Source organism: Ochrobactrum sp. WV_118_8 (assembly GCF_039631535.1).
GTDB classification, from domain to species: Bacteria; Pseudomonadota; Alphaproteobacteria; order Rhizobiales; family Rhizobiaceae; genus Brucella; species Brucella anthropi.
Map to the genome: position 1 here is coordinate 1,651,196 of NZ_JBDIUZ010000001.1, position 23,790 is coordinate 1,674,985.

The window sequence follows — 23,790 nt, forward strand, 5'->3', positions numbered from 1 at the left end:
AACAAGGCTAGCTTTGGAAATCAATGACGCGTCCTCCCGTCATACTGAGGTACATTCCCTTTACCGCCAAAGATAAGGCGCTGAGGGTTACGCTCGAGATCGGTAATTGCCTGTTCTATGCGCTGAATGGAGCGGCGGCTATCCACAACGACGGATTGCACATCACGCAATCCCTGTCCCGAAAAACGCTGGAGATTGTCCGCAATCGGCCCCATCCGCTTGTCGAGATTGTCGGATGTCTGGCGGATGGATTCCAGCGTTGCCTTAGCCTGTGCAACAACCCCATCCTTGTCGTCGCTCGACAGGAGCTTGTCGGTCTTCGCCAGAATGGCGTCAACACGCACAGAAGCAGCGTTCAAGCGAGCCATCATATCCTTGGCGTCAGTGACGATCTGGTTGATGTTTCCGGTGTTCTCACCAAGTTCCTGAATAATGTTGGCGTTCTGTGCCAGTGCGTCGGTGAAAGTCTTCGTGTTGTTGATTGTATCCGTCAGCGGTCCACGAGCATCCTTTACGAAACCCTCCAACTGACCAAGCACGGCATTGGCTCGTGCAGCAATATCCTGTGCGGTAGCAAGAAGATTGTTGATTGAGGACGGATCGGCATCAATACGCGCAACCGAATCTACGTTTGCAGCCTCGGTCAGAAGATTGGGCTCATCAAGACGACCGCCCTTCAGTTCAATATAAGCCTGCCCGGTCAGTCCCTGAAAACCGAGGGTTGCTGCAGTTGAGCGGGTAATAGGTGTTGTCGCGTTGACGCGAGTTTTGACGATCACCATTTCTGGATTGGACGGATCAAGACGCAGCGCCCGAACATCGCCAACTTTGATACCGTTGAATAGAACCTGACTCCCGATCGAAAGGCCAGTCACGGAACCCGGGATGCGAACATCAAGCTCCAGAGAATCGCGTGCTTCCCCAAAACGGGCGATCCAGAACACAAACGCGAAAGCCAACAGGCTGACGATCAGCGTAAAGACACCCACCAGTACGTAATTGGCTTTAGTTTCCATATCTTATCCAGTCTGCAAGCGGCTGCCGGGCCGCCGTCTCGTTGGCGCCGATGGATCAATCTGGCGCGCACGCTTGCCCCGAAAATAGGATTTAACCCACGGATCGTCTACCGTTAGCATGTCTTCAATGGTGCCGCTGACGAGTACCTTCTTGTTTCCAAGAACAGCAATCCGGTCGCAAATTGCAAAAAGACTATCGAGATCATGAGTGACCATATAGACGGTCAGACCCATCGTATCCCGCAGATTGGCAATCAGGTCGTCAAACTCTGCAGCGCCAATGGGATCAAGACCCGATGTCGGTTCGTCAAGGAACAGAATATCCGGATCCAGAGCCAGAGCACGTGCAAGCGCAGCACGCTTGATCATGCCGCCGGAAAGTTCGGACGGAAACTTTTCTGCCGTGTCAGGCTTCAAACCGACAAGGTCGATTTTCAGTCGCGCCAGCTCGTCCATCAGCTTCGGTGACAGATCAAGATACTCGCGCATCGGAACCTGAATATTTTCAAGAACATTCAGCGCCGAAAATAGCGCCCCGTGCTGAAACAAGACGCCCATACGCATGTCGATGGACATTTTTTCCATCTCATTCAGCTGATCGATGTTGCGACCGAGAATCTCGATTTCACCCGACTGTTTCTTGTTGAGACCGAGAATGGTCCGCATCAGCACTGATTTTCCCGCCCCCGAAGGACCGATGAAGCCCAGAACCTCGCCCTGGTAAATCTCAAGCGACAGCTTGTCGAGCACCGTCTGACGCCCGAACGAAACCGTCACGTCGCGCACCGAGATCATCGGCGCGGTCGTCTGGCGATTGTCTTCGTCCTGCAGTTGCGACCGGTGGTCGATGCCGTTCTCCATAACCATTCTTTAACCGAGCTTGGCTTCGGACTGAACCGTTGAACACGATTGAGGGGTCAATTTTCTGTGCAACTGTGTCTCAAAGAACCCATTAAAAACAAAGAACATAAGCAGTTTCTAAAAATTAATGGCCGCATAGAACATCGCAAACAAACCATCCACGACAATAACCACAAAAATTGCTTTCACAACGGAAGCAGTAACACGACGGCCAAGTGATTCTGCACTGCCGCCGACCTTCATACCTTCTACCGAGGCGAGAATCCCGATGATCATGGCCATAAACGGTGCCTTGATAAGACCGGCGAAATAAGTATTAAGCGCCACCGCGTCATGCAGGCGGCTAATGAAAGCATCGGGCGAAATATTGGAGTAGAACCAAGCGACCCCGCCTGCCCCGATCAATGCAGCCAGATCGGAAATGATGGTGAGCAATGGCAGGACTACGACCAGCGCAACGAGACGGGGAAAAACCAGAACGCCGACCGGATTGAGGCCGATAACCGTCAGAGCATCCGTCTCCTCGCGCATTTTCATGGAGCCGATTTCAGCTGTGATCGCACTGCCTGAACGACCGGCGATCATGATAGCTGTCAGAAGCACCCCGAGTTCACGCAGCACCAGAATGCCAACCAGATCGACGACAAAGATTTCTGCACCGAAATAGCGCAACTGAAATGCGCCCTGCTGGGCGATGATCGCACCAACGATCGTCGACATCAGGATGATAATGGGAATCGCACCGACGCCCATGCGGTCCATCTGCGTAACGATGGCAGCGATTGGAATACCGCTTCCTCGACCGTATTTCAGCTGGGCCCCGCGGATCGTGGCGCCCAGGATATGCATCGCCATCTTGAAGTCGTTACCCATAGAGATAACGCCACCGCCAAGCGCGGCCAGAAACGAGATGAAAAAGAACGGCTTCTTCTGACGTGGAATATCCAGAGTACGTTCGACAGCCTGCCCCACTTCCTCCATCAGAGGGAGCCAGGATTGACGCACGCCTTCAAGCTGGGCGTCGGCACTCTTTGCAACGAGCCGCTGCCGCAAGCGTTCAATCAGCCAGGCACCTGCCGTATCGAGACCGGATACGCCAGAAACATCGATTATCGTTGCTTTGTGTTCGTCCGTTTTCTCAAGACTGCGCATCTTGTCATCGACAAGATTGACGCTCTGCGAGACCCAGCGACCGCTCAACCTGATATGGCGCGCACCGTCCTGCTCCGTCAGATCAATCTTCGGCGCAGGATTATTGGTGGCTCTTGCTTTGTCGGCAGTGTCGGTCAACATGGCCTACCTCATATACGAGTCGTTGAACGACCGAAATACTGCGTCCCAGAGGGCATCTCTATGCACAATACCTTGAATATCATTGTCGAACGCTATCCCATCGCCGGAAAATTCACAATCTCCAGAGGTTCCAAGACGGAAGCCGTTGTCGTTGTGTGTGTGATTGGCAACGGTCTCAATCAAGGGCGCGGCGAATGCGTTCCTTATGCGCGTTATGGCGAAAGCATTGAGAGCGTAAGTGCCCAGATTGAAGCCGCCCGTACAGCTATCGAAAGTGGCGCCACACGACAGGATATCCAGACTTTGATGCCAGCCGGCGCTGCCCGCAATGCGGTCGATTGTGCCTTATGGGATCTCGAGGCAAAGGCATCAGGCAGAAGCGTCACCGATATGCTCGGTACGCCAACCCGACCACTTGAAACCGCAATCACCGTTTCGCTCGGCACACCCGCCGAAATGGCAGAGTCGGCAGCGAAGGTCGCTCACTATCCTCTCATCAAGGTCAAAATGGGTGGTGAAAACGATATCGAGAAGATACAAGCGGTCACGACTGCGGCTCCGAACAGTCGCATCATTATCGATGCGAACGAAGGTTGGACGGCCGACAATATTGCCGAAAACATGCGTGCAGCAGCCGACGCAGGCGTCGTTCTTATCGAACAGCCCTTACCAGCGGATAACGATCATATTCTCAGTGAAATTGAACGGCCTGTCATTATCTGTGCCGATGAAAGCGTTCATACGTCGGTCGGACTTGAGGAGCTGGCCAAGCGCTACGACGCGGTGAACATCAAGCTCGACAAAGCAGGTGGACTGACTGAAGGTCTCATCATGCGAGACAAGGCAATCAACTACGGTCTTCAGATCATGGTCGGCTGTATGGTCGGCACATCGCTCGGCATGGCGCCAGCTGTTCTGCTCGCCCAGAAAGCCAATGTGGTTGACCTTGATGGCCCGCTACTCCTCGCCCATGATCGTGACCCAGGCTTGCGCTATGATGGGGCTCTGGTTTACCCGCCGGAAGCCGCCGTTTGGGGCTGACTTGCACGTTGATAACTCTCGCTCGCGGTTCCGCTTATCGGAGCGAGAGCATCTTCGAAAATGTCCGCACAAGCGTCCCAGGTGAACTGCCTGAGCACCTGTGCGGGCTCAAACGGCTCCATTTGCAGGGCTGACAGACACGCCTTCCCAAGATCTTCGGAGAGAACGCCTGCCCCGGTTGCCCCCACGACATCCCGTGATCCGGGAACGGGATAGGCCGCCACCGGCAAGCCGGAGGCAATCGCTTCCAGCAAGACGAGACCAAACGTATCTGTCCGGCTTGGGAAGACAAACACGTCGGCTGCGGCATAGGTGTTTGCCAGCGTTTCACCTTCCTGCTTCCCGACAAACACAACCTCCGGGAAACGCGCACGCAGATCGTTGAGGGAAGGACCATCCCCGACGATCAACTTTGTGCCGGGAAGATCAAGCTCCAGAAACGCTGGCAGGTTCTTTTCCGTGGCGACGCGTCCCACACAAATGAACACCGGACGTGGCAAGTCCTTGACCACTTCCGGCCGAGGATAAAACAGATTGCGATCGACACCGCGCGTCCAGAGGTCCAGCCGCGTAAAACCTCGCCCCTTCAGATCATCCACAATAGATTGGGTCGGTACCAGCGTATGCTGGGCCGCATTATGGAAACGTCGCAGGAAAGCATAGGTCCATTGTGGCGGGACAGGAAAGCGTTCCGCGAGATATTCGGGAAACCGCGTGTGAAAGCTTGTCGTGAAGGACCAGCCCATTTTCAGGCAGGCGCGCCGTGCCATAAACCCGAGTGGACCCTCGGTTGCAATGTGCACATAGTCCGGTCGCATGACCTTCAGACGTCGCCTAAGCGCACCTGGCGTCGTCAAGGCGAGCCGGATTTCCGGATAGGTCGGACAGGGGACCGACCGATAATCCAGCGGAGATATGACGGTGACGTCGTATCCGCGCTCAATCATCAGATCACGACATTTGGTCAGCGTGCGCACGACGCCGTTGACTTGAGGATGCCAGGCGTCGGTAACGATGACAATTTTCTTCATCAGCGGAAGGTCGCCAGTTCGCGGACGGGAAGTGGGAGCTGGATTACCCTATCCTCGTCACGCTCTTCACTGTCGGAATTGACAATACCTGTCGTCGGGCGGCGATCACGGCGTTCCGTCCATTCGATGAGCTCCATACGGCCATCGAAATGTTCAATCACGGCCGTGCAGCTTTCCACCCAATCGCCCGTATTGATGTATTCCACGCCATTCATGCTCTCGATCGTGGCGTGATGAATATGGCCGCAGATAACACCATCAACCCCGATACGCTGCGCTTCTTCCGAAACCACGCTCTCGAACTGACCAATGAAATTGACCGCCTTTTTGACGCGAAACTTCGCCCAGGCTGAAAATGACCAGTAGCGCAGGCCGAAAAGCGAGCGAACCCGGCTCATAACCGTATTTATCCAGATCGCTGTGTCATATGCCCAATCGCCCAGATAGGCGATAAAGCGGGCATTGCGTACAACCACATCGAACTGATCACCATGGATTACCAGAAACTTGCGACCGTCTGCCGTCTCATGGATCGCGCGGTTCATCACTTCGATGCCGCCAAAATGCGTTCCCTGAAAATTGCGCAGGAACTCATCGTGATTACCGGCAATGTAGATGATGTTGGCGCCCTTGCGGCTCTTGCGAAGCAGCTTCTGGACTACGTCATTATGCTCTTGCGGCCAATGCCAATTGCGCCGCAGGCGCCACCCATCGACAATATCGCCGACAAGATAGATCGTCTCGGCTTCATGATAGCGAAGAAAATCCAGAAGCAGTTCCGCCTGTGCGGCCTTGGAACCGAGATGCACATCCGAGATAAAGAGGGTTCGGAGTTTTCTGGGCTGCGGAGCGTCGGTGCTCATGTGGTTGTCCCTTTCAATGGCAACCTGATCTGAGCGCAGAAAACCCGATTCATGTCACAGACATATGACGGTCGGCTTTGAGGCGCGGAAGGTGGCGTCCGCGCCTCCTGTTGTGTCCACTTTAGGCGACAAGTCCCACAGTTGGGCCGACATATCGCGACTGCGGACGAATGAGCTTGTTTGCCGCCACCTGTTCACGACAATGCGCTATCCAGCCCATGGCCCGCCCCATAGCGAAAACGCAAGTGAAAGCCTCGCGTGGGAACCCCAGTTGTTCCAACAACAAAGCAGTATAGAACTCGACATTGGTTTCGAGGGAACGCTCCGGCTTGTGGCGCTTTAGAACTGCGATAGCGGCTTTTTCAACGGCCTCGGCCAATTCAACGCGGTGTTTTCCACGCCCTTGTTCTAGGGCTTCGATGTGCTTCAATGCACCTTTCAAGGCATCGGCACGAGGATCGCGTACACGATAGACCCTGTGACCGAACCCCATCAGCCTGTCTCCATCGGCAACAGCAGATTCAAGCCAACGTTCAGCGTTGTCGGGTCTACCGATTGCATCCAGCATATCGAGGACCGGTCCGGGTGCACCACCATGCAGCGGTCCTTTCAATGCGCTGATTGCGGCAAGCAGCGATGAGGTCAATCCGGCTCGTGTTGATGCCACGACACGCGCAGCAAAAGTCGATGCGTTCAATCCATGGTCGGAAACCGTCATAAGATAGGTGTTCAGCCCCGCAACTTCTGCTTCATCCGGCATTCCCGCATTCATCATACGAAGGATGTCAGCGCTATGGGGAAGCGTCGGATCAGGATGTATGGGACGGCGCCCCTTCTGGCCCCTCAGAATGGCCGTCGTAAAGACTGCCGGTGCCGCCATCAGGTGTAAGGCTGCGGTCAGATCATCGTCATCAGGGATGCGTGCCATCAATGCGCGAAGCGCTTCGATGGGAGACATTTCCATCAATGTATCGTCAAGCGCATCCGTATGATAAAATACCTGTACGCGCGCTTCACCGAGCGCTTTTTGAAGCTCTTCCCCTTTGGGAAGGTCATTGAAAAAGCCGCCCCACAGAAGTTCTATTCCATCTTCGACGCTGCTATGCGGGACCAGATCGTCCAGCGACCGACCGCGAATAACCAGCCTGCCTGCAAGCCCATCGACGTCAGACAACACGGTTTCAGCAGCAATCACATCTTCAAGTCCGCTATTCATAATTATTCTCCTTGTTTGCCTTTCGACATTGAATCCAAGTATAGTTGACGTCAATCTTGACGAAATAGATCAATGTAGGGGGCAATAATGGACTGGCTAACTGCGGAGGAAGCCCTCGCTGTTCTCCAGACAAAGCCGCAGACTCTCTATGCAAATGTGAGCCGTGGCCGCATCCGTTCCAAACCATTGCCGGATGATCCGAGACGCAGCCTCTATCGGTCGGAGGATGTCCATCGTCTGGCTGGCAAGCGTCCCGGTCGCAAGAGAGATAGCGTGGTTGCCGCCGACACCATTCGTTGGGGCCTGCCGATCATGCGCTCGGGCATTTCGACCATCCTGGATGGCCGCTTGCTCTATCGCGGCTGCGACGCTGCTGAGCTGTCCGAAACAGCGACGCTGGAGGAAGTGGCTGCACTGCTGTGGCAGATGGATTTCGACGGTATCATCAGGAGTGACAACGAATCGACCTTGAACATTCGTCAGACCGAAACTGCGCCTCTGGAACGGCTGTTTACTGTCCTTGGTATTCGCGCTGCGAATGATCTACCCAGTTCGGGGCGTTCAACATCGATTCTGCAGCAAGAGGCTTTTGGTCTGCTGCAACTGTTTCACAATACCGTTCTTGGCGTTTCCGCATCGAATATGCCGATGCATGAACGCATTGCTCAAGCTTGGCAAAAGCCGCAGGCAAGTGATGTGATCCGGCGCATCCTTGTGCTTCTGGCCGACCACGAACTCAATGCATCGGCATTCGCTACACGCGTTGCGGCGTCTACAGGTACACCGCTTTCCGCTGCGGTTCTCGCCGGATTATCAACATTGATTGGCCCGCGACATGGACGAGCGGCTACAGCGGCGGCGGCTATTATTACGCAAACCCGGCAAATAGGAGCGGAAGCAGCGATCAAGGGCCAGCTCAGGCAAGGAACACAGTTTCACTTTTTCGGCCACCCGCTTTACCGCGAAACAGGTGATATTCGCGCCGCCGCACTATTGGAACATCTGGAATTGCCTGCCTCCTATAGCGATCTGGAACAAAGTGCCGCGAACATTCTCGGAGAAAAGCCAAACGTCGATTTCGCCCTCGCCGCCGTTACAGAAATCTATGATCTACCGCCCGACGCACCGCTATTTCTGTTTGCGCTCGCACGCATTGTGGGATGGCTCGCCCATGCACTGGAACAGGCTGATAGCGGATCGCTCATACGCCCGAGGGCAGAATTCATGCCGCCGCTTGAATAGCACTTCACCAAATATTGTTCGCAATGAACGCATATTCTGCCGGTAAAAGGTGGACATATGCGCCCGTGAACCAGAATCCGGTTGATCGGACTGCTCGCTTGGTGGCATGTCTCTAAAACTTGAACAAGATGTGAGGATCGAGCCGTGGACTTGGGCCTGAAGGGTCGAAAAGCAATTGTATGTGCTTCCAGCAAGGGACTCGGACGGGCATGCGCGGAGGCGCTCGCCGAAGCCGGTTGCGATCTGGTTCTCAATGGACGCAACGAAGAAACTCTCGCCACAACCGCGGAAGCAATTCGCAAAACATTTGGCGTGAAAGTCGATGCTGTCGTTGCCGACGTGTCCACCGCTGAAGGGCAAGCCAAACTGCTTGCCGCCTGCCCTGCACCCGACATTCTCGTGAATAATAACGGCGGTCCAGCCTTCAAGGATTTCCGCCTGCTCGACCGCGACGCGATCCTGCAGGGTGTGACACAGAATATGGTCACCCCCATAGAATTGATCAAAGCTGTTATCGACGGAATGGTCGAGCGCCGTTTCGGCCGTATCGTCAATATCACATCGACGTCGGTTTACGCCCCCATTCCCGGGCTTGATCTCTCATCTGGCGCCCGCGCCGGTCTGACTGCATTTCTGGCTGGCGTCGCCCGCACGGTTGCAGCCTCCAATGTGACGATCAACAACATCCTTCCCGGGGCCTTTGACACGGATCGCCTTCGCAATGGCTTTGCATTCTCAGCCCAGAAGAACGGCACGACAGCGGATGCGGAAGCTGCAAAGCGAGCATCAGCAATTCCCGCCGGAAGAATCGGGCAGCCAAAGGAATTTGGTCAGGCCTGTGCCTTCCTATGTTCGGAACATTCCGGGTTCATTACCGGGCAGAATCTCGTTATCGATGGCGGCGCCTATCAGAGTGCGTTTTAACAGCATCAAATAATAGATCTGCAAAATTGGAAAAACTCATTCTCGAAAACGGGCCTACTGAGATTTGAGCCGATAGACTAAGAACAATGACGGCCCAGAGTGCGGAAGTCGTGTACGGAAACTGTATGCGGATACCGCACCCTCCACGTGCAAACGAGCTTTTGCCCTGCACGAAAGATTTTGGAAAGCGATGCGACCATGACCAAGAAAACACCTTCCACTTCCCGTTCGGATTTCGATGAAGCAGCTCTGTTCTTCCACCGTTATCCGAAGCCCGGAAAGCTGGAAATTCAGGCGACAAAGCCACTTGGCAACCAACGAGATCTGGCGTTAGCTTATTCTCCCGGCGTAGCCGCTCCCTGCCTCGCAATCCACGAAGACCCGGCAACTGCCGCCGAATACACCGCTCGCGGCAATCTCGTTGCTGTCGTGTCAAACGGCACTGCGGTTCTCGGCCTTGGTAACATTGGTGCGCTTGCTTCCAAACCGGTCATGGAAGGTAAAGCCGTCCTTTTCAAAAAATTCGCCGACATCGACGTGTTCGACATTGAAATCGACGCGCACGAAATCGGTCGCATCGTTGATGTTGTTGCCGCTTTAGAGCCGACTTTCGGCGGCATCAACCTTGAAGACATCAAGGCACCGGAGTGCTTCGAAGTTGAAGAACAGCTTCGCGCGAAAATGAACATTCCGGTTTTCCACGACGACCAGCACGGCACAGCGATCATCGTTGCTTCGGCGGTGTTGAACGGTTTGGAACTTGCCGGCAAGAAAATCGGGGACGCCAAGATCGTTACATCGGGCGCTGGCGCTGCGGCCCTTGCCTGCCTCAATCTTCTCGTCAATCTCGGCGCGAAACGCGAAAACATCTGGGTCTGTGATCTCGAAGGCGTTGTCTACGAAGGCCGTAACACGCTGATGGATCGTTGGAAGGAAGTTTACGCCCAGAAGACTGACGCGCGCGTTCTGGCCGATGTCATCGGTGGTGCTGACGTCTTCCTCGGCCTGTCGGCTGCTGGCGTGCTGAAGCCTGAACTTCTGAAACAGATGGCCGAAAAGCCACTCATCATGGCCCTTGCCAATCCGAAACCGGAAATCATGCCGGAAGAGGCTCGTGCGGCCCGCGCCGACGCCATGATCTGCACCGGACGTTCGGATTATCCGAACCAGGTCAACAACGTTCTCTGCTTCCCCTATATCTTCCGCGGCGCACTCGATGTCGGTGCGACTGCAATTAACGAAGAAATGAAGCTGGCGGCTGTCCGCGCAATTGCCGCTCTTGCCCGCGAAGAGCCTTCGGATGTCGCTGCACGCGCTTATTCCGGCGACACACCCACTTTCGGACCAGACTACATCATTCCATCGCCATTCGATCAGCGCCTGATTCTGCGTATCGCCCCGGCAGTGGCCAAAGCGGCCATGGAAACAGGCGTAGCAACACGCCCGATCGAAGACATGGAAGCCTATCTCGATCGTCTGAACCGCTTCGTCTTCCGCTCCGGCCTCATCATGAAACCGGTTTTTGCTGCCGCCCGCGCACAGGAAAAACCAAAGCGCGTCATTTATGCAGATGGTGAAGATGAACGCGTGCTCCGCGCTGCTCAGGTAGTCATTGAAGAGCGTATCGCAGCTCCGATTCTCGTCGGACGCCCGCAGGTTATCGAAACACGCTTGCGCCGCTACGGCCTCAAGATTCGTCCGGGAACGGATTTCGAACTCATCAATCCGGAAGACGATCCGCGCTATCGCGACTATGTAGACCTTTATCTGTCCTACACCGGCAGGCAGGGCGTCACACCGGAAGCTGCACGCACCATCGTGCGCACGAACTCGACCGCAATTGCCGCTCTCGCGGTTATGCGCGACGAAGCAGACGCCATGATCTGTGGTCTTGAAGGTCGCTTCGAACGCCACCTCCGTGTCGTACGGCAGATTATCGGCAAGGTTCCCGGTATCCGAGACTATTCCGCCTTGAGCCTGCTCATCTCGCAGCGTGGCGCCCTCTTCCTCACAGACACTTATGTCAACGTCGAACCGGGCGCGAACGAGATCGCCGAAATGGCAATTCTTGCCGCAAAGGAAATCAGCCGCTTCGGTATTGAGCCAAAGGCTGCCCTCGTATCCCATTCGAATTTCGGGTCGAAAGAATCAGCCAGCGCCGAAAAGATGCGTGAAGCAGCGGCAATTCTTGCCGAGAAGGCACCTGAGCTGGAATCCGATGGCGAAATGCATGGCGACTCTGCTCTCTCTCAGGCTCTGCGCGATCGTGTGTTCCCGAATTCGCGCCTGAAGGGCGAAGCCAATCTTCTTGTCTTCCCCAACCTTGACGCTGCAAACATCACGCTGAACGTAGTCAAAATGGTTACAGATGCGCTGCACGTGGGTCCAATCCTGCTCGGCGCGGCACGTCCGGCACATATTCTGACGCCATCCGTCACCTCGCGTGGCGTCGTCAATATGACAGCACTGGCAGTTGTTGAAGCCTTGCAAAAATCAGGAGAGACTCTTCGCAAGAAGAAGTAATTTAACAACAACTAAGTTAGATAATTATAACATAAGTTTAAATAACGGCGAGTATATTTAAATATACTCGCCGTTAGTATTTAATTTACTATATTTTTTAAACATGATATCGCCAGCATCGTTATCGAGGTTATCATGTCTTTTATTTCAATTAATTCTAATAGATCGCTGACTTACTCAGTAGTTTTGATATTTTCGGGAATATTGGCTGGCTGTACAACTATACGCCCTCCAGAATTATGCACGCCTGCCGAGCAGATGCAGCTTAAGAAGCAACTTCGCGTCACCCAGTCACTCCTTGATCGCAAGGAAGCAGAACTTTCTCAGATGAGAAAGACCTCGGCTCAGAATCGTTGCGTCGGGAGCCTGTTTACACCTGCTGTCAAATCCGCACAGTGCACGAAATTGCTGACCAGAACAGATCATCTGGCAACCGAAACACAGACTTTGCGCGAACGCGCCAATGAGCTGAGTATGGCGCTTGCCGGACGTCCGTCTGCGTCCAAACATGTCAAATCGTGCAAGGCCTCCTGGGTGGTGTCCCCTAAGAAACCTCAGTCGAAAACTGTCCACGTACCACAGCGGAAGTCCAGGGGCATCGCCAAGCCGAGCGCCGAGATGGCCAACTCAATTGCATTGCCTGCCTATGAAACTCCCGCTCCTGTCGAAACAGAGAAAGTGGATTACACGTCATCTGCAACGGTACAGACCTCGAATACCACACCAGCCTATGTTGCACCTGTCGCAACGACACCGCCTGTGGAACGTCCCTATACGGCAAACGCAAAAGTCAGGGTCGTCGGGTCAGGGTTCTTTCCGGACCAATCAACACCAGCAAGTCAGCCAACTCCGGCCCATGCGCCTGCCCCGTAAGCGCCAGTCGCAAGGGCATGAAAAGGTTCTTGCCCTTGCGCCCAGTTGCAGCCTTCACTGCTTCGGTCCAGACTTTCCATGTCTGATGATCCCAGGGAGCCGGTGGCAAAAGGGCAAAAGCCTCTTCCAGGAAAACACGATCCTCTTCTGACAGGTCCAGCGTTTCTGGCAGATCACCGTCAACGATGGACCACCAATGTACCGCATCCTTGAAGCGGTCGAGATTTCCTCGCACCGCCTGCCAGAAAGGCTCAGCCTTCTCGCCGCAAATGCCCATGGCAGCCAGACGTGGCTGGGCTTCTGAAAACGGCATCTCGTGCAGCAGGGCGCGATTGAGCGTGTCCAGTTCCGCAGGATCGAACTTTGCCGATGACTTCGATATGGATGCCAGATCGAAACGTTCGGCGAGACTTTCCATATTGGGTGCCGCCGAAACATTTTCCGAGGTGCCGATCAAAATCGCCAACGAGGCCACTGCCATCGGCTCGAACCCGGCGTCGCGCAGCGATCCGACAGACAGTGCGCCGGTTCGCTTTGAAAGCCCCTCGCCCGAAATTGTCGTCAGTAGATTGTGGTGCCCAAAAACCGGAGCCTTGGCCCCCAGTGCCTCGAAAATCGCAATCTGCACACCGGTGTTGGTTACGTGGTCATCACCGCGAATGATGTGCGTGACACCGAGATAGATATCATCCACCACCGACGGCAAGGTATAAAGATAAGTGCCGTCTTCACGCACCAGCACAGGATCGGACATAGAGGCCAGATCGACAGTCTGCGGGCCCCGAACAAGGTCATCCCAATGAACCTCCGTGCGCTGCGTATCAAACGGATCAGCTTCGAAATTCGGCAGCAGGAAACGCCAGTGCGGCTTGCGCCCTTCAGCTTCAAACGCAGCTTTCTCATCGTCAGTGAGTTTTAAACCTTCGCGGCCATATACCGGCGGCAGACGACGTGCGAGGCGCAGTTTGCGGCGACGCTCCAATTCATCAGCCGTTTCATAGCAAGCATAAAGCAAACCAGCCTGTTTGAGCTTCTCTACCGCCTTGCCATAAACATCAAAACGCTTCGACTGATATTCGACGCGATCAGGTTTGACACCGAGCCAGTCAAGATCGACTGCGATTGCCTGTGCGTATTCTTCTTTGGAGCGTTCAACATCGGTGTCGTCATAGCGCAGAATGAACTTGCCGCCATTCTTCTGTGCGAAAAGCCAGTTTGAAAGCGCTGTGCGCGTATTACCAATATGGATATAGCCCGTCGGCGACGGAGCAAAACGAACGGTTGCGGTCATCTTATTGTCTTTCAGCGGTCGCGGAAGCGGTTCGTTATAGGGTAGCGGCGATCGCGTCCGAAATTCTTCTTGGTAATTTTAACACCGGGCGCCGATTGTCGGCGCTTGTATTCAGCCAGATAGAGCAAATGTTCGATCCGTTGAACGGTTTCGAGCGGATGCCCGCGTTTAGCAATCTCGGTGTTGCTCATTTCGTTTTCGACAAGGCATTCAAGAATATCGTCCAGAACCGGATAAGGTGGCAGACTATCCTGATCCGTCTGGTTTTCACGCAGTTCAGCAGACGGCGCCTTGGAGATGATGTTGTGCGGGATCACGTCACCCGATGGTCCGAGTGCGCCGTTCGGAACATGACTGTTGCGCCATTCCGACATCGCATAGACCTGCATCTTGTAGACGTCTTTGATCGGATTGAACCCGCCATTCATGTCGCCATAAAGCGTCGCATAGCCTACCGACATTTCAGACTTGTTGCCGGTGGTGACAACCATCGAACCGAACTTGTTTGAAACAGCCATCAGAATGGTGCCGCGTGCGCGGCTTTGCAGGTTTTCTTCGGTAACGCCGCTCTCGGTGCCTTCAAACAGCGGATGCAGCGCTTCAAGAAAGCCTTCAACTGGCGCAGAGATCGGAACAATATCGTACCGAACACCGAGCGCTTTTGCACAATCGGCCGCGTCTTTCAGAGATTCATCGGATGTATAGCGGTAAGGCAGCATGATGCAGCGCACGCGATCCTTACCCAATGCATCGACGCCGAGAGCCGCGCAGATTGCCGAATCGATACCGCCCGAAAGCCCGAGCACCACATCCTTGAAACCGTTCTTGTTCACATAATCCCGCAAGCCCAGCATGCAGGCGGAATAATCAGCTTCAAGCCCTTCAGGAAGAATAGCCTTTTCGCGTTCGTCACAGCGCCAGCCGTCATTCTCTCTGCGCCAAACGGTCAGCGTGATCTGCTCCTCAAACTGAGGCATTTGCAGACAGAGCGACCGGTCAGTGTTGAATGCAAACGATCCACCATCGAAAACCAGTTCATCCTGTCCGCCAACCTGATTGGCATAGACCATCGGTAACTCGGTTTCGATCACCTGCTTCAGGACAACCTGATGGCGCCGGTCCATCTTCGCACGATGATAAGGCGAACCATTCGGTACAAGCAAAATCTCTGCGCCGCTCTCAGCCAGCGTTTCCGCCACACCGAGTTCGCCCCAAATATCTTCACAGATTGGAATCCCGATGCGAACACCACGGAAATTGACTGGCCCAGGCATTGGGCCCGCCTGAAATACGCGCTTCTCGTCAAACTCGCCATAGTTGGGCAGATCGACCTTGAACCGTTCGGCAATGATCTCGCCGCCATCCAGAACCGCGATAGAGTTGTGCAGACCACTTTCGCGGCTAAGCGGCGTGCCGATAATGACGCCTGGTCCGCCGTCGGCAGTGTCGCTCGCCAGCGCACGAACAGCCTTTTCACACGCAGCAAGAAAAGATGGTTTCAGAACCAGATCTTCCGGCGGATAGCCGGAGATGAACAATTCTGTAAACAAAATGAGATCGGCCTTCATCCTGGCCGCCTCAACGCGTGCCGCGCGTGCCTTGGTCAGATTTCCGGCGATATCGCCCATGATGGGATTAAGCTGCGCAACGGCAATACGGAGCATGGCAAGATTCTCATGAGAGGCTAACATGCCCAAGCTTTAGCGCGCTTGGGCAAGCAAATGCAACGGATGCAATCAACAGACTACTCTGTTTGTCAGGCCAAATAGGTATTGGCGAGGATATAGCCCCAGATCGCGACGACGAACACAATGGAAATCAGAACAGCAAGAGAACCGCAGTCCTTTGCAATCTGAATTTCCTTGTGAAAATCCCGCGAGACGGCATCACACGTTGCCTCGATACCAGTGTTCAACACTTCCACGAGGATGAGAAACAAGATCGAGCCAGTCATGAAGAGGAAAGCGAGCCATGTCGGCGCAAGGAAAAAAGCCACCGGCAGAGACAGTAGAAACAGCACAAGCTCCTGTTGGACGGCCTTTTCATGTCCTGCGAGGTACTTCAGTGCTCGCATGGAATTAAGAAAGGCCAGGAAAATGCGCTGCATCATTACCCTCAATCAAATTGGTTACAGCTTGGCCCGAAAATCAGAGCCAATTTTCTGAAAGCATAAAGCGTCCTCTATGCATCCATTCAGACACATGCCGCTCCAAGGCAATCAATAGGTGAGTTTCCCCGAAATGCAACAGGGCGGAGATCGAAACCTCCGCCCTGCAAGCTCTAGAATGTTGGAAGCCGGTCAGGCACTCGCAACCTGCTTGTCCGCACCGGCATCGCGCTCCTTCTTGAGGAGTTCGGCCAGCAAAAACGCGAGTTCCAGTGCTTGATCGGCGTTGAGACGTGGATCGCAATGCGTGTGGTAACGATCGTGCAGATCTTCTGCCGAGATCGCACGCGCGCCGCCCGTGCATTCCGTCACATTCTTGCCGGTCATTTCGACATGGATACCACCCGGATGCGATCCTTCAGCGCGATGGATCGCGAAGAAGGACTCCACTTCCTTGAGGATACGGTCGAACGGACGCGTCTTGTAGCCACCGGCAGTGATCGTATTGCCGTGCATAGGATCGCATGACCATACGACCTTGCGACCTTCCTTCTCGACAGCACGGATAAGCTGCGGCAGATGATCACCAACCTTGTCGTAGCCAAAGCGCGCAATCAACGTCAGGCGCCCTGCTTCGTTTTCCGGATTCAGAAGATCGATAAGGCGGATGAGATCATCCGGCTGCAGCGACGGCCCACACTTGAGACCGAGCGGATTCTTGATTCCACGGCAGTATTCGATATGCGCATGGTCAGCCTGACGTGTGCGATCACCGATCCAGATCATGTGGCCGGACGTGCCGTACCAGTCGCCGGACGTCGAGTCCACACGAGTCAGCGCTTCTTCAAAGCCAAGAAGCAGCGCTTCATGGCTGGTGTAGAAATCGGTTTCACGCAGCGAATGATTGCTGTCAGCCGTGATCCCGATTGCACGCATGAAGTTCATGGTCTCGGAAATACGCTGCGCCAAAGCTGCATAGCGCTCTGCCTGCGGGCTCTTGCCGACAAAGCCGAGCATCCACTGGTGAACGTTCTCCAGATTAGCGTAACCGCCCTGAGCGAATGCCCGCAGCAGGTTAAGCGTAGCCGCCGACTGGCGATATGCCATGTCCTGACGCTGCGGATCGGGATTGCGCGATGCCGCGTCGAACTCGATACCGTTGATGATGTCACCACGGTAGGACGGCAGTTCCACACCATTCAGCGTTTCCATGTCCGATGAACGTGGTTTGGCAAACTGACCGGCGATACGACCGACCTTCACGACGGGCTTCGACGCACCGAATGTGAGGACAACGGCCATCTGAAGAAAGACGCGGAAAAAGTCGCGGATGTTATCCGCGCCATGTTCAGCAAAACTTTCAGCACAATCGCCGCCTTGGAGCAGAAATGCCTTGCCTTCCGCCACTTCAGCCAGTTGCTGCTTGAGCTTGCGTGCTTCACCTGCAAAAACCAGCGGCGGATAGGTGCGAAGACGAGCCTCAACGTCGTTCAGAGCCTGTGCGTCTGGATAAAACGGCACTTGCTTGATCGGTTTGTTTCTCCAGGAATGCGGGGTCCAGTTCTTCGTCATTTGAGCACCTGTTTGCTTCTATCCGCTCGATTTCTCTCGGATTATATCCTCCTTACACGAATGCTGGAATCCTTTAACGGACAGCTCGCATCTGACAAAGATGACAGTCTGCCCCGGAAAACCGGCCTGCGTGGTCGCGCTGATATAATGCAGGCCGAGACTTTATGCCAGCAATAATCGTTAACCGGAGAAACCGGTCGCGAAAGAGTTAACCGTCGACTTTCTCACCATTCACGACGCGATAGGTCGGCTTGTACATGGTGACCAGTTCTTCGGCCGCAGTCGGATGAACCGCCATCGTGCGATCGAAGTCATCCTTGGTCGCACCAGCCTTGAGGGAAATACCCAGAAGCTGAGCCATTTCACCGGCATCTGGCCCCATGATATGCGCCCCGACCACCCTGCGGCTCGCGGCATCAACGATGAGCTTCATCAGCATTTTTTCATTGCGGCCGGAAAGCGTGTTCTTCATCGGGCGGAACAGCGCTCGGTAAACCTCAAGTTCCGGATACTTCTTCGCAGCCTCATCTTCCGGCAAACCGACCGTGCCAATTTCTGGCTGAGAGAACACCGCCGTCGCAATCAATTCATGGTCGGGCTTCGTCGGATTGTCCTTGAACGCCGTTTCGAGAAAGCACATGGCTTCGTGAATTGCCACCGGCGTCAGCTGGACGCGGTTCGTAACATCACCGACGGCCCAGATGTTCGCGACATTGGTACGCGAATAATCATCGACCGGAATTGCGCCAAGCTCATCCATCTTGACGCCAGCTCTCTCTAGCCCAAGACCCGTCGTGTTGGCCTTGCGCCCGATCGCCATCATTGCCTGACCGACTTCCAATGTATCGCCATTGTTCAACGCGATTTTCAGATTACCGTCGGACTGCTTCTCGATTTTCTCGAAAACCGCTTCGCAAATGATACGGATACCTTTTGCTTCCATGGTTTCATGCAAAAGATGGCGCAAGTCCGGGTCGAAACGGGAGAGGATTTCCTTGCCTCGATACACGAGTGTCGTTTCGACGCCAAGGCCGTGGAATATGTTCGCGAACTCAACAGCGATATATCCGCCACCCGCAATGGCAATCGCTTTCGGCAGCTCAGCGAGATGAAACGCTTCGTTGGAGCTGATGCAATATTCATGTCCAGGCATAGATTCGGGCATGCTCGGATGACCGCCGGTCGCAATCAATATCTGGTCTGCAGTAACGCGACGACCGTCTGCCTTCAGCTCGACAGTATGTTCATCGATCAATTCGGCGCGGCTGGCAAAAATTTCGACATCGGAATTCTGGAGGCCCTTGGTGTAGAGCCCTTCAAGCCGGGCAATTTCTTTGTCCTTGGCATCGATCAGCTTTTTCCAGTCAAACGTCGATGTGCCGACATCCCAACCATAGCCAGCTGCATCCTCGAAATGCTCAGGAAACTGCGAAGCATAGACGAAGAGTTTCTTCGGTACGCAGCCACGAATAACGCAGGTTCCGCCCATGCGATATTCTTCTGCAAGACCGACCTTTTTGCCCATGGCCCCAGCGAGACGCGCTGCCCGAACACCGCCAGAACCGCCGCCGATAACAAAAAGATCATAGTCGAAGCCGGTCATGGGATTCTCCAATAAACATTAGGTTGGCTGTTATGTAAGCAAAAGAAAAAGCCCGGCCAAGGGACCGGGCTTTCAAATTCCTCGTTACCGCAAAAATTACTGCTGCGCAGGCTGTGCCGGAGCTGCAGCAGCGCCAGCCTGTGCCGCCAGAACCTCAGCTACGCCGGTCGCCAGATCACGAGCGATGCCATTCTGCCAGATATTTGCTGCCTTCACGACTTCACGCGTCACAATCGGGCCTTCGGACAGAAGCTTCTTGCCTGCAGGCGATGTATAGAATGCTGCTATGGCTTTGAGTTCGTCTTCGGAAAACGCTTTTGCATAGGCGCGAGCGGATTCGGTTTCGAGATCAGCACGGCGGGAAGCAAGAGCGAGAGCCTTGTCATCGACAGTCTTCGTGATCAGGGCTTCCAGATTCGGATCTTTCTGGATCAGTTCACCCTTGAGGGAGCGCGCTGCGTTCGGCAGAATTTCGTCGAACTGCTCAGTAGCACTAATCGCAGAAATAGCAGCACGGGCAGCTTCCAGATGAGCTTCAGTGATTTCCTGTGCCGAAGCTGCATGAATGCCCGACATCAGTACGAGCGCGGAAAACGGTGCAATCAGACGGCGAAAGCCAGTTGCCGGGATCATAAGGTCAGTACTCCGTTCAATCAGTTCAAGACCGGTTCATGGTGCGGATGCCGTCGTTGCCGGCAACCACCGCCGCACGCGCCAGTCCGATGAAAAGTCCGTGCTCGACAACGCCTGGAATTGCGAAGAGAGCGTCAGATAGTGTCTTTGGATCGGGAATGCGGCCAAAAGATGCATCCACGATATAATGCCCACCATCTGTTACGAAGGGTGAGCCATCTTTTAAACGCAGTGCCAGTGGACCTGCAAGACCACACTTCGCAGCTGCCTCTTCAATCGCGTGCATGGTAGCACCGAGACCGAAGCGATTGACTTCTATAGGCAGTGGAAAACGCCCAAGCGCCTCAACTACCTTTGAGCTGTCGGCAATAACGATCATTGCGTCAGATGCCGCAGCCACGATCTTTTCACGAAGAAGCGCTCCACCGCCGCCCTTGATGAGCGAAAGGTTGGTATCGACTTCATCGGCACCATCCACGGTAAGATCGAGATGAGGCGTTTCATCGAGCGTCGTAAGCGGAACCCCGAGTTCCTCGCAAAGTTTTGCGGTGCGTTCGGAAGTAGGCACTCCAATGATCTTGAAGCCGTTGCTTACCTTGTCGGCAAGCAGGCGCACGAATTCCTCGGCTGTCGAACCAGTACCAATCCCCAGACGCATTCCGTCCTTGACGTGCGTGAGCGCTTCTGCGGCGGCTGCGATTTTCAGCTTGCGAGCTTCGTCCATACTTGAATTCCCGATATTCCCCTGCGGATTCTCATTGTGGTCCGGTTCGCCTCTAGCATGCGGACGCGGCACAACAAAGCGCCTATTCGAACTATGACGCAGAATTTCGGTTTTTAGAGCGCATCCCGATCGCGAGGTTGAGCCGAAGTCGACAATCAGATAGGACTTCCTTATTCCCCATTTCACACACGAGAAGCTAATGTCTGCTGCCAACCCCAAGCCCATCATCATTTTCGATCTCGACGGAACCCTTGTCGACACAGCACCAGACCTTCTCGACAGTCTCAATCACTGCCTCGCTATATCGGGCCTGAAAACAGCTGATCGTGAATCGTTACGCAGATTCGTAGGACAAGGCGGACGTGTCATGATCGAACGTGCTTTCGCTGCGCAGAAGAAACAAGCTGACGAAGCACAGCTCGACAATCTCGTGGAAGAATTCCGCGAACATTATGCCGATCACATGCCGGGACATTCAACCTTTTTCCCAGGCGTTCTGGAAGCAATGGACCGCTTCTCAGCAAGTGGCTACGAGTTGGCAGTTTGCACGAACAAATTCGAGGCCTTGTCGGTAAAACTCCTGACTTCCATGGGTGAAGCCGAACGATTTGCTGCAATCTGCGGAGCCGATACATTTGCTTATCGCAAGCCTGATCCGCGCCATCTCACCGAGACCATCGTACGGGCTGGTGGCAATCGTGAACGGGCAATCATGGTCGGGGATAGCCGAACCGACATCGACACCGCAAAAGCTGCTGGCATCCCCGTTGTTGCCGTCGACTTTGGATATACCGATCTTCCCGTGCAGCATTACGATCCAAGCCGTGTGATTTCGCATTTTGACGAGTTCACCCTCGAAATGGCCGAACAGCTCATCGATGCGGTCACCGATCCCGTATAAAGGGAGAATGGTAAATGATTACGCAGCATTTTCTTATATTTGGCTTTGTTTTCTTAGCCACGGTATCAACAGCGTCTGCGAACGACGGATCGCCGGGACTGCCCGGCGTTCAGGCTCAAAAACCCATTGTGACCGCCCCGCCGCCTGCTCCCGAACCGGAACAGGCACCAAGCGGTAACTGGAAAAATTTTCGTGTTGGCAATACTGACGTTTCGGTCTCTGGAAGCATCACGATTGATGTCGGCACCAAGAACAGCCGGACGTCCGGTCGTTAATTGCGAGAGGATCGCACCAATGCCGACAGGACAGCAGGTATCTGAGCAGGCAAATCTTCCGCAATAAGTCCATGGCCAAAGCGTCGCGCGGCGTCCGCATGCATCCACACGGAAGCACAGGCCGCTGCAAATGCAGGCATCCTTTGAGCAAGCAGGCCGCACACAATTCCCGTCAAGACATCGCCTGATCCTGCAGTGGCGAGCAGCGGGGTTCCATTGGCATTGACCACTGCCAGACCACCCGGTTCTGCGATCACGGTATCGGGACCTTTATATATAAGGACTGCGTTAGCACGCCTTGCAGCCTCGCGAGCCTTTTCGATCTTTGATGTCGAACTCTTTGCTATATCTGGAAAAAGCCGCCGGAACTCTCCCTCATGTGGTGTAAGCACAAGAGCAGTCTTTATGCCCTGTCGCTTATCGAAAAGCTCAGCTGGATTCTGCTCAAAGGCCGTAATCCCGTCGGCATCAAGAACCAAACCATGAAACCCCTCAGCCTCACCGCTTGCGAGAAACAGGGCGTGCTCACGCGCGAACGCGGGATTTCCATAGCCCGGACCGAGTACCGCTGCTGCGACCTTGCGTTCGGCAAAAAACTGTCGAACATCCCTCAAACCACGGGTCTCACGGACCATGATACTGGTCAAATGCGTGGCATTGACTGTCATAGCATCGGGTGGAGACAGAAGTGTTACCGCACCCGCTCCACTACGGGCCGCAGCGAGGGCTGATAAGCGTGCGGCACCTGTCGAATGAGCACCACCGGAAAACACGGCTGCATGGCCGCGACTATACTTATGGGCCTCAACGCCAGATACTGGCAGGGCGCTTGTCCAAAGGTCTGGAGCATTCTCGAATGCATGCGGTTCGATCGCCGCGAGTATGTGATCGGGAATGCCGATATCGGCTGCATGAAGTACACCGCAATGCGCCCTTCCCGGTTGTAGCAAATGGCCGGGTTTCTTGCGAAAGAACGTAACTGTTGCTCGTGCACGGATCGCCGTTCCGAGGATATGGCCGCTTTCACCGGATATGCCACTAGGTAAATCAACCGCCACAACCGGCACATCAGAAGTGTTCACAGCATCAATCGCGATGGCTTCAGCTCCGTGAACATCGCGAGCGAGGCCAGCGCCGAATAATGCATCGATTACGCCACCGAAACTCGCGACCGAAAATTCACCGAAGTTCGAGACAGGCCCCTTATAGAACAACGACGCACGCATGGCATCGGAGCCTTTCCTCGGGGGAGCGGATGCGAAGCACACAACTTCCAAACCCGCTTCCAGCAGAAACTGCGCGGCGATGTAACCGTCGCCACCATTGTTGCCAGGCCCGCACAGAACAGCAACTGGAGCATTGCGAGGAAACATCCGCTGTGCAACCTCTGCGACGGCTCGGCCTGCAGCAAGCATCAGTGAGAAACCATCCTTGATACCAGTCTCGATCGTCTGGCGATCCGCTTCTGCCATTTCCTGCGGGGTCAGCAACTCGTACATCGCGTACCTTCTCAATACGGGGTCTCATTGTGATTAAATACGCGGCACCGGACTTTATGCAAGCTTGCCCTCTTTTGATGCACAATGACTAATTTTTAGACAGATAAACCAGAATGATAGTGCCTATTTCATACCCGTCAGCAGAGTCCCGCTTGCACAAGCGTCATGAATAGTGCCACTCTGCCTGCGGATGAACGAAATCGAAGAAATTTTTTATACAGACTTCAAACTGGCACACTTCATGCTTCTCTATTGGTGAAACGGGCACAATGTCCATTTCCGTAGAAGAGCGGAGACCATTC

Annotated in this window: 20 protein-coding genes; 6 read left to right on the forward strand and 14 right to left on the reverse strand. The window is 54.5% G+C overall.

What is annotated here, in order from left to right; all coding sequences use genetic code 11:
- Window positions 1-20: 20 nt before the first annotated feature.
- The 3 genes from ABDF71_RS07935 to ABDF71_RS07945 form a co-directional block, all read right to left on the reverse strand.
- Window positions 21-1,016, reverse strand: coding sequence for an MlaD family protein (locus ABDF71_RS07935; RefSeq protein ID WP_010660055.1), 996 nt, complete (start codon window positions 1,014-1,016; stop codon window positions 21-23).
- Between the two features lie 3 nt (window positions 1,017-1,019).
- Window positions 1,020-1,883 (reverse strand): ABC transporter ATP-binding protein, encoded by an 864-nt coding sequence (locus tag ABDF71_RS07940; protein ID WP_029376099.1) that lies wholly within the window; start codon window positions 1,881-1,883, stop codon window positions 1,020-1,022.
- A 111-nt stretch (window positions 1,884-1,994) separates the two neighbouring features.
- Window positions 1,995-3,170, reverse strand: coding sequence for an ABC transporter permease (locus tag ABDF71_RS07945; RefSeq protein ID WP_010660053.1), 1,176 nt, complete (start codon window positions 3,168-3,170; stop codon window positions 1,995-1,997).
- 60 nt (window positions 3,171-3,230) lie between these two features.
- On the opposite strand from ABDF71_RS07945, the gene dgcA reads away from it, so the two are divergent.
- On the forward strand, window positions 3,231-4,211 hold the full coding sequence (dgcA, locus tag ABDF71_RS07950; RefSeq protein WP_151663048.1) for an N-acetyl-D-Glu racemase DgcA: 981 nt from the start codon (window positions 3,231-3,233) through the stop codon (window positions 4,209-4,211).
- On the opposite strand, the gene ABDF71_RS07955 is transcribed toward dgcA, so the two are convergent.
- The 3 genes from ABDF71_RS07955 to ABDF71_RS07965 all read right to left on the reverse strand — a co-directional run bounded on the left by ABDF71_RS07955 (window position 4,181) and on the right by ABDF71_RS07965 (window position 7,321).
- Entirely contained in the window at window positions 4,181-5,242 is a 1,062-nt protein-coding gene (locus ABDF71_RS07955) for a glycosyltransferase family 4 protein (protein WP_043061854.1), read from the reverse strand. The genes dgcA and ABDF71_RS07955 overlap by 31 nt on opposite strands.
- Window positions 5,242-6,105 (reverse strand): UDP-2,3-diacylglucosamine diphosphatase, encoded by an 864-nt coding sequence (locus ABDF71_RS07960; RefSeq protein WP_010660050.1) that lies wholly within the window; start codon window positions 6,103-6,105, stop codon window positions 5,242-5,244. Before ABDF71_RS07960 ends, ABDF71_RS07955 begins: the two co-directional genes overlap by 1 nt.
- Before the next feature lie 121 nt (window positions 6,106-6,226).
- A complete protein-coding gene (locus ABDF71_RS07965; RefSeq protein ID WP_500061460.1) occupies window positions 6,227-7,321 on the reverse strand; it encodes a citrate synthase/methylcitrate synthase in 1,095 nt (364 codons plus the stop codon).
- Between the two features lie 87 nt (window positions 7,322-7,408).
- Here ABDF71_RS07965 and ABDF71_RS07970 point away from each other — a divergent pair, with 87 nt between their 5' ends.
- The 3 genes from ABDF71_RS07970 to ABDF71_RS07980 all read left to right on the forward strand — a co-directional run bounded on the left by ABDF71_RS07970 (window position 7,409) and on the right by ABDF71_RS07980 (window position 12,010).
- Window positions 7,409-8,563, forward strand: a complete 1,155-nt coding sequence (locus ABDF71_RS07970) for a citrate synthase (protein WP_043061856.1) — start codon at window positions 7,409-7,411, stop codon at window positions 8,561-8,563.
- A 144-nt stretch (window positions 8,564-8,707) separates the two neighbouring features.
- Complete coding sequence (locus ABDF71_RS07975; protein ID WP_010660047.1) at window positions 8,708-9,487, forward strand: SDR family oxidoreductase; 780 nt, start codon at window positions 8,708-8,710, stop codon at window positions 9,485-9,487.
- A gap of 198 nt (window positions 9,488-9,685) precedes the next feature.
- On the forward strand, window positions 9,686-12,010 hold the full coding sequence (locus ABDF71_RS07980) for an NADP-dependent malic enzyme (RefSeq protein ID WP_029924749.1): 2,325 nt from the start codon (window positions 9,686-9,688) through the stop codon (window positions 12,008-12,010).
- Window positions 12,011-12,800: 790 nt separating this feature from the next.
- On the opposite strand, the gene gltX is transcribed toward ABDF71_RS07980, so the two are convergent.
- The 7 genes from gltX to rpiA all read right to left on the reverse strand — a co-directional run bounded on the left by gltX (window position 12,801) and on the right by rpiA (window position 20,813).
- Window positions 12,801-14,174: a glutamate--tRNA ligase gene (gene gltX / locus ABDF71_RS07985; protein WP_500061461.1), complete on the reverse strand. Its 1,374-nt coding sequence runs from the start codon at window positions 14,172-14,174 to the stop codon at window positions 12,801-12,803.
- A gap of 11 nt (window positions 14,175-14,185) precedes the next feature.
- A complete protein-coding gene (locus ABDF71_RS07990; RefSeq protein WP_151663044.1) occupies window positions 14,186-15,865 on the reverse strand; it encodes an NAD+ synthase in 1,680 nt (559 codons plus the stop codon).
- Between the two features lie 65 nt (window positions 15,866-15,930).
- A complete protein-coding gene (locus tag ABDF71_RS07995; RefSeq protein ID WP_010660042.1) occupies window positions 15,931-16,281 on the reverse strand; it encodes a diacylglycerol kinase in 351 nt (116 codons plus the stop codon).
- 192 nt (window positions 16,282-16,473) lie between these two features.
- Window positions 16,474-17,853: a class II 3-deoxy-7-phosphoheptulonate synthase gene (locus ABDF71_RS08000; protein ID WP_151663043.1), complete on the reverse strand. Its 1,380-nt coding sequence runs from the start codon at window positions 17,851-17,853 to the stop codon at window positions 16,474-16,476.
- A 208-nt stretch (window positions 17,854-18,061) separates the two neighbouring features.
- Entirely contained in the window at window positions 18,062-19,456 is a 1,395-nt protein-coding gene (gene gor / locus ABDF71_RS08005) for a glutathione-disulfide reductase (RefSeq protein WP_151616041.1), read from the reverse strand.
- 96 nt (window positions 19,457-19,552) lie between these two features.
- Entirely contained in the window at window positions 19,553-20,089 is a 537-nt protein-coding gene (locus ABDF71_RS08010; RefSeq protein ID WP_010660039.1) for a DUF2059 domain-containing protein, read from the reverse strand.
- 25 nt (window positions 20,090-20,114) lie between these two features.
- On the reverse strand, window positions 20,115-20,813 hold the full coding sequence (rpiA, locus tag ABDF71_RS08015) for a ribose-5-phosphate isomerase RpiA (RefSeq protein ID WP_010660038.1): 699 nt from the start codon (window positions 20,811-20,813) through the stop codon (window positions 20,115-20,117).
- Window positions 20,814-21,012: 199 nt separating this feature from the next.
- Between rpiA and ABDF71_RS08020 the strand changes: the two genes are divergently transcribed.
- Together ABDF71_RS08020 and ABDF71_RS08025 are read left to right on the forward strand one after the other, a co-directional pair.
- A complete protein-coding gene (locus ABDF71_RS08020) occupies window positions 21,013-21,714 on the forward strand; it encodes an HAD family hydrolase (protein WP_151663042.1) in 702 nt (233 codons plus the stop codon).
- A gap of 14 nt (window positions 21,715-21,728) precedes the next feature.
- The gene (locus ABDF71_RS08025; protein ID WP_151663041.1) at window positions 21,729-21,989 is read left to right on the forward strand and encodes a hypothetical protein; all 261 of its coding nucleotides are present in this window, start codon (window positions 21,729-21,731) and stop codon (window positions 21,987-21,989) included.
- Here ABDF71_RS08025 and ABDF71_RS08030 read toward each other — a convergent pair.
- On the reverse strand, window positions 21,986-23,488 hold the full coding sequence (locus ABDF71_RS08030) for an NAD(P)H-hydrate dehydratase (protein ID WP_151663040.1): 1,503 nt from the start codon (window positions 23,486-23,488) through the stop codon (window positions 21,986-21,988). The two genes, ABDF71_RS08025 and ABDF71_RS08030, sit on opposite strands and share 4 nt — an antisense overlap.
- Between the last annotated feature and the right edge of the window lie 302 nt (window positions 23,489-23,790).

Excerpts from the sequence above, each read along its gene's own strand:
- ABDF71_RS08020 (WP_151663042.1), top strand. The coding sequence starts at position 21,013 with ATGTCTGCTGCCAACCCCAAGCCCATCATCATTTTCGATCTCGACGGA.
- dgcA (WP_151663048.1), top strand. The coding sequence starts at position 3,231 with ATGCACAATACCTTGAATATCATTGTCGAACGCTATCCCATCGCCGGA.
- ABDF71_RS07935 (WP_010660055.1), bottom strand. The coding sequence starts at position 1,016 with ATGGAAACTAAAGCCAATTACGTACTGGTGGGTGTCTTTACGCTGATC.
- gltX (WP_500061461.1), bottom strand. The coding sequence starts at position 14,174 with ATGACCGCAACCGTTCGTTTTGCTCCGTCGCCGACGGGCTATATCCAT.
- ABDF71_RS08000 (WP_151663043.1), bottom strand. The coding sequence starts at position 17,853 with ATGACGAAGAACTGGACCCCGCATTCCTGGAGAAACAAACCGATCAAG.
- ABDF71_RS08030 (WP_151663040.1), bottom strand. The coding sequence starts at position 23,488 with ATGTACGAGTTGCTGACCCCGCAGGAAATGGCAGAAGCGGATCGCCAG.
- ABDF71_RS07940 (WP_029376099.1), bottom strand. The coding sequence starts at position 1,883 with ATGGTTATGGAGAACGGCATCGACCACCGGTCGCAACTGCAGGACGAA.
- ABDF71_RS07960 (WP_010660050.1), bottom strand. The coding sequence starts at position 6,105 with ATGAGCACCGACGCTCCGCAGCCCAGAAAACTCCGAACCCTCTTTATC.
- ABDF71_RS07990 (WP_151663044.1), bottom strand. The coding sequence starts at position 15,865 with ATGTTAGCCTCTCATGAGAATCTTGCCATGCTCCGTATTGCCGTTGCG.
- ABDF71_RS07955 (WP_043061854.1), bottom strand. The coding sequence starts at position 5,242 with ATGAAGAAAATTGTCATCGTTACCGACGCCTGGCATCCTCAAGTCAAC.
- ABDF71_RS07945 (WP_010660053.1), bottom strand. The coding sequence starts at position 3,170 with ATGTTGACCGACACTGCCGACAAAGCAAGAGCCACCAATAATCCTGCG.
- gor (WP_151616041.1), bottom strand. The coding sequence starts at position 19,456 with ATGACCGGCTTCGACTATGATCTTTTTGTTATCGGCGGCGGTTCTGGC.
- rpiA (WP_010660038.1), bottom strand. The coding sequence starts at position 20,813 with ATGGACGAAGCTCGCAAGCTGAAAATCGCAGCCGCCGCAGAAGCGCTC.
- ABDF71_RS08025 (WP_151663041.1), top strand. The coding sequence starts at position 21,729 with ATGATTACGCAGCATTTTCTTATATTTGGCTTTGTTTTCTTAGCCACG.
- ABDF71_RS08010 (WP_010660039.1), bottom strand. The coding sequence starts at position 20,089 with ATGATCCCGGCAACTGGCTTTCGCCGTCTGATTGCACCGTTTTCCGCG.
- ABDF71_RS07980 (WP_029924749.1), top strand. The coding sequence starts at position 9,686 with ATGACCAAGAAAACACCTTCCACTTCCCGTTCGGATTTCGATGAAGCA.
- ABDF71_RS07970 (WP_043061856.1), top strand. The coding sequence starts at position 7,409 with ATGGACTGGCTAACTGCGGAGGAAGCCCTCGCTGTTCTCCAGACAAAG.
- ABDF71_RS07965 (WP_500061460.1), bottom strand. The coding sequence starts at position 7,321 with ATGAATAGCGGACTTGAAGATGTGATTGCTGCTGAAACCGTGTTGTCT.
- ABDF71_RS07995 (WP_010660042.1), bottom strand. The coding sequence starts at position 16,281 with ATGCAGCGCATTTTCCTGGCCTTTCTTAATTCCATGCGAGCACTGAAG.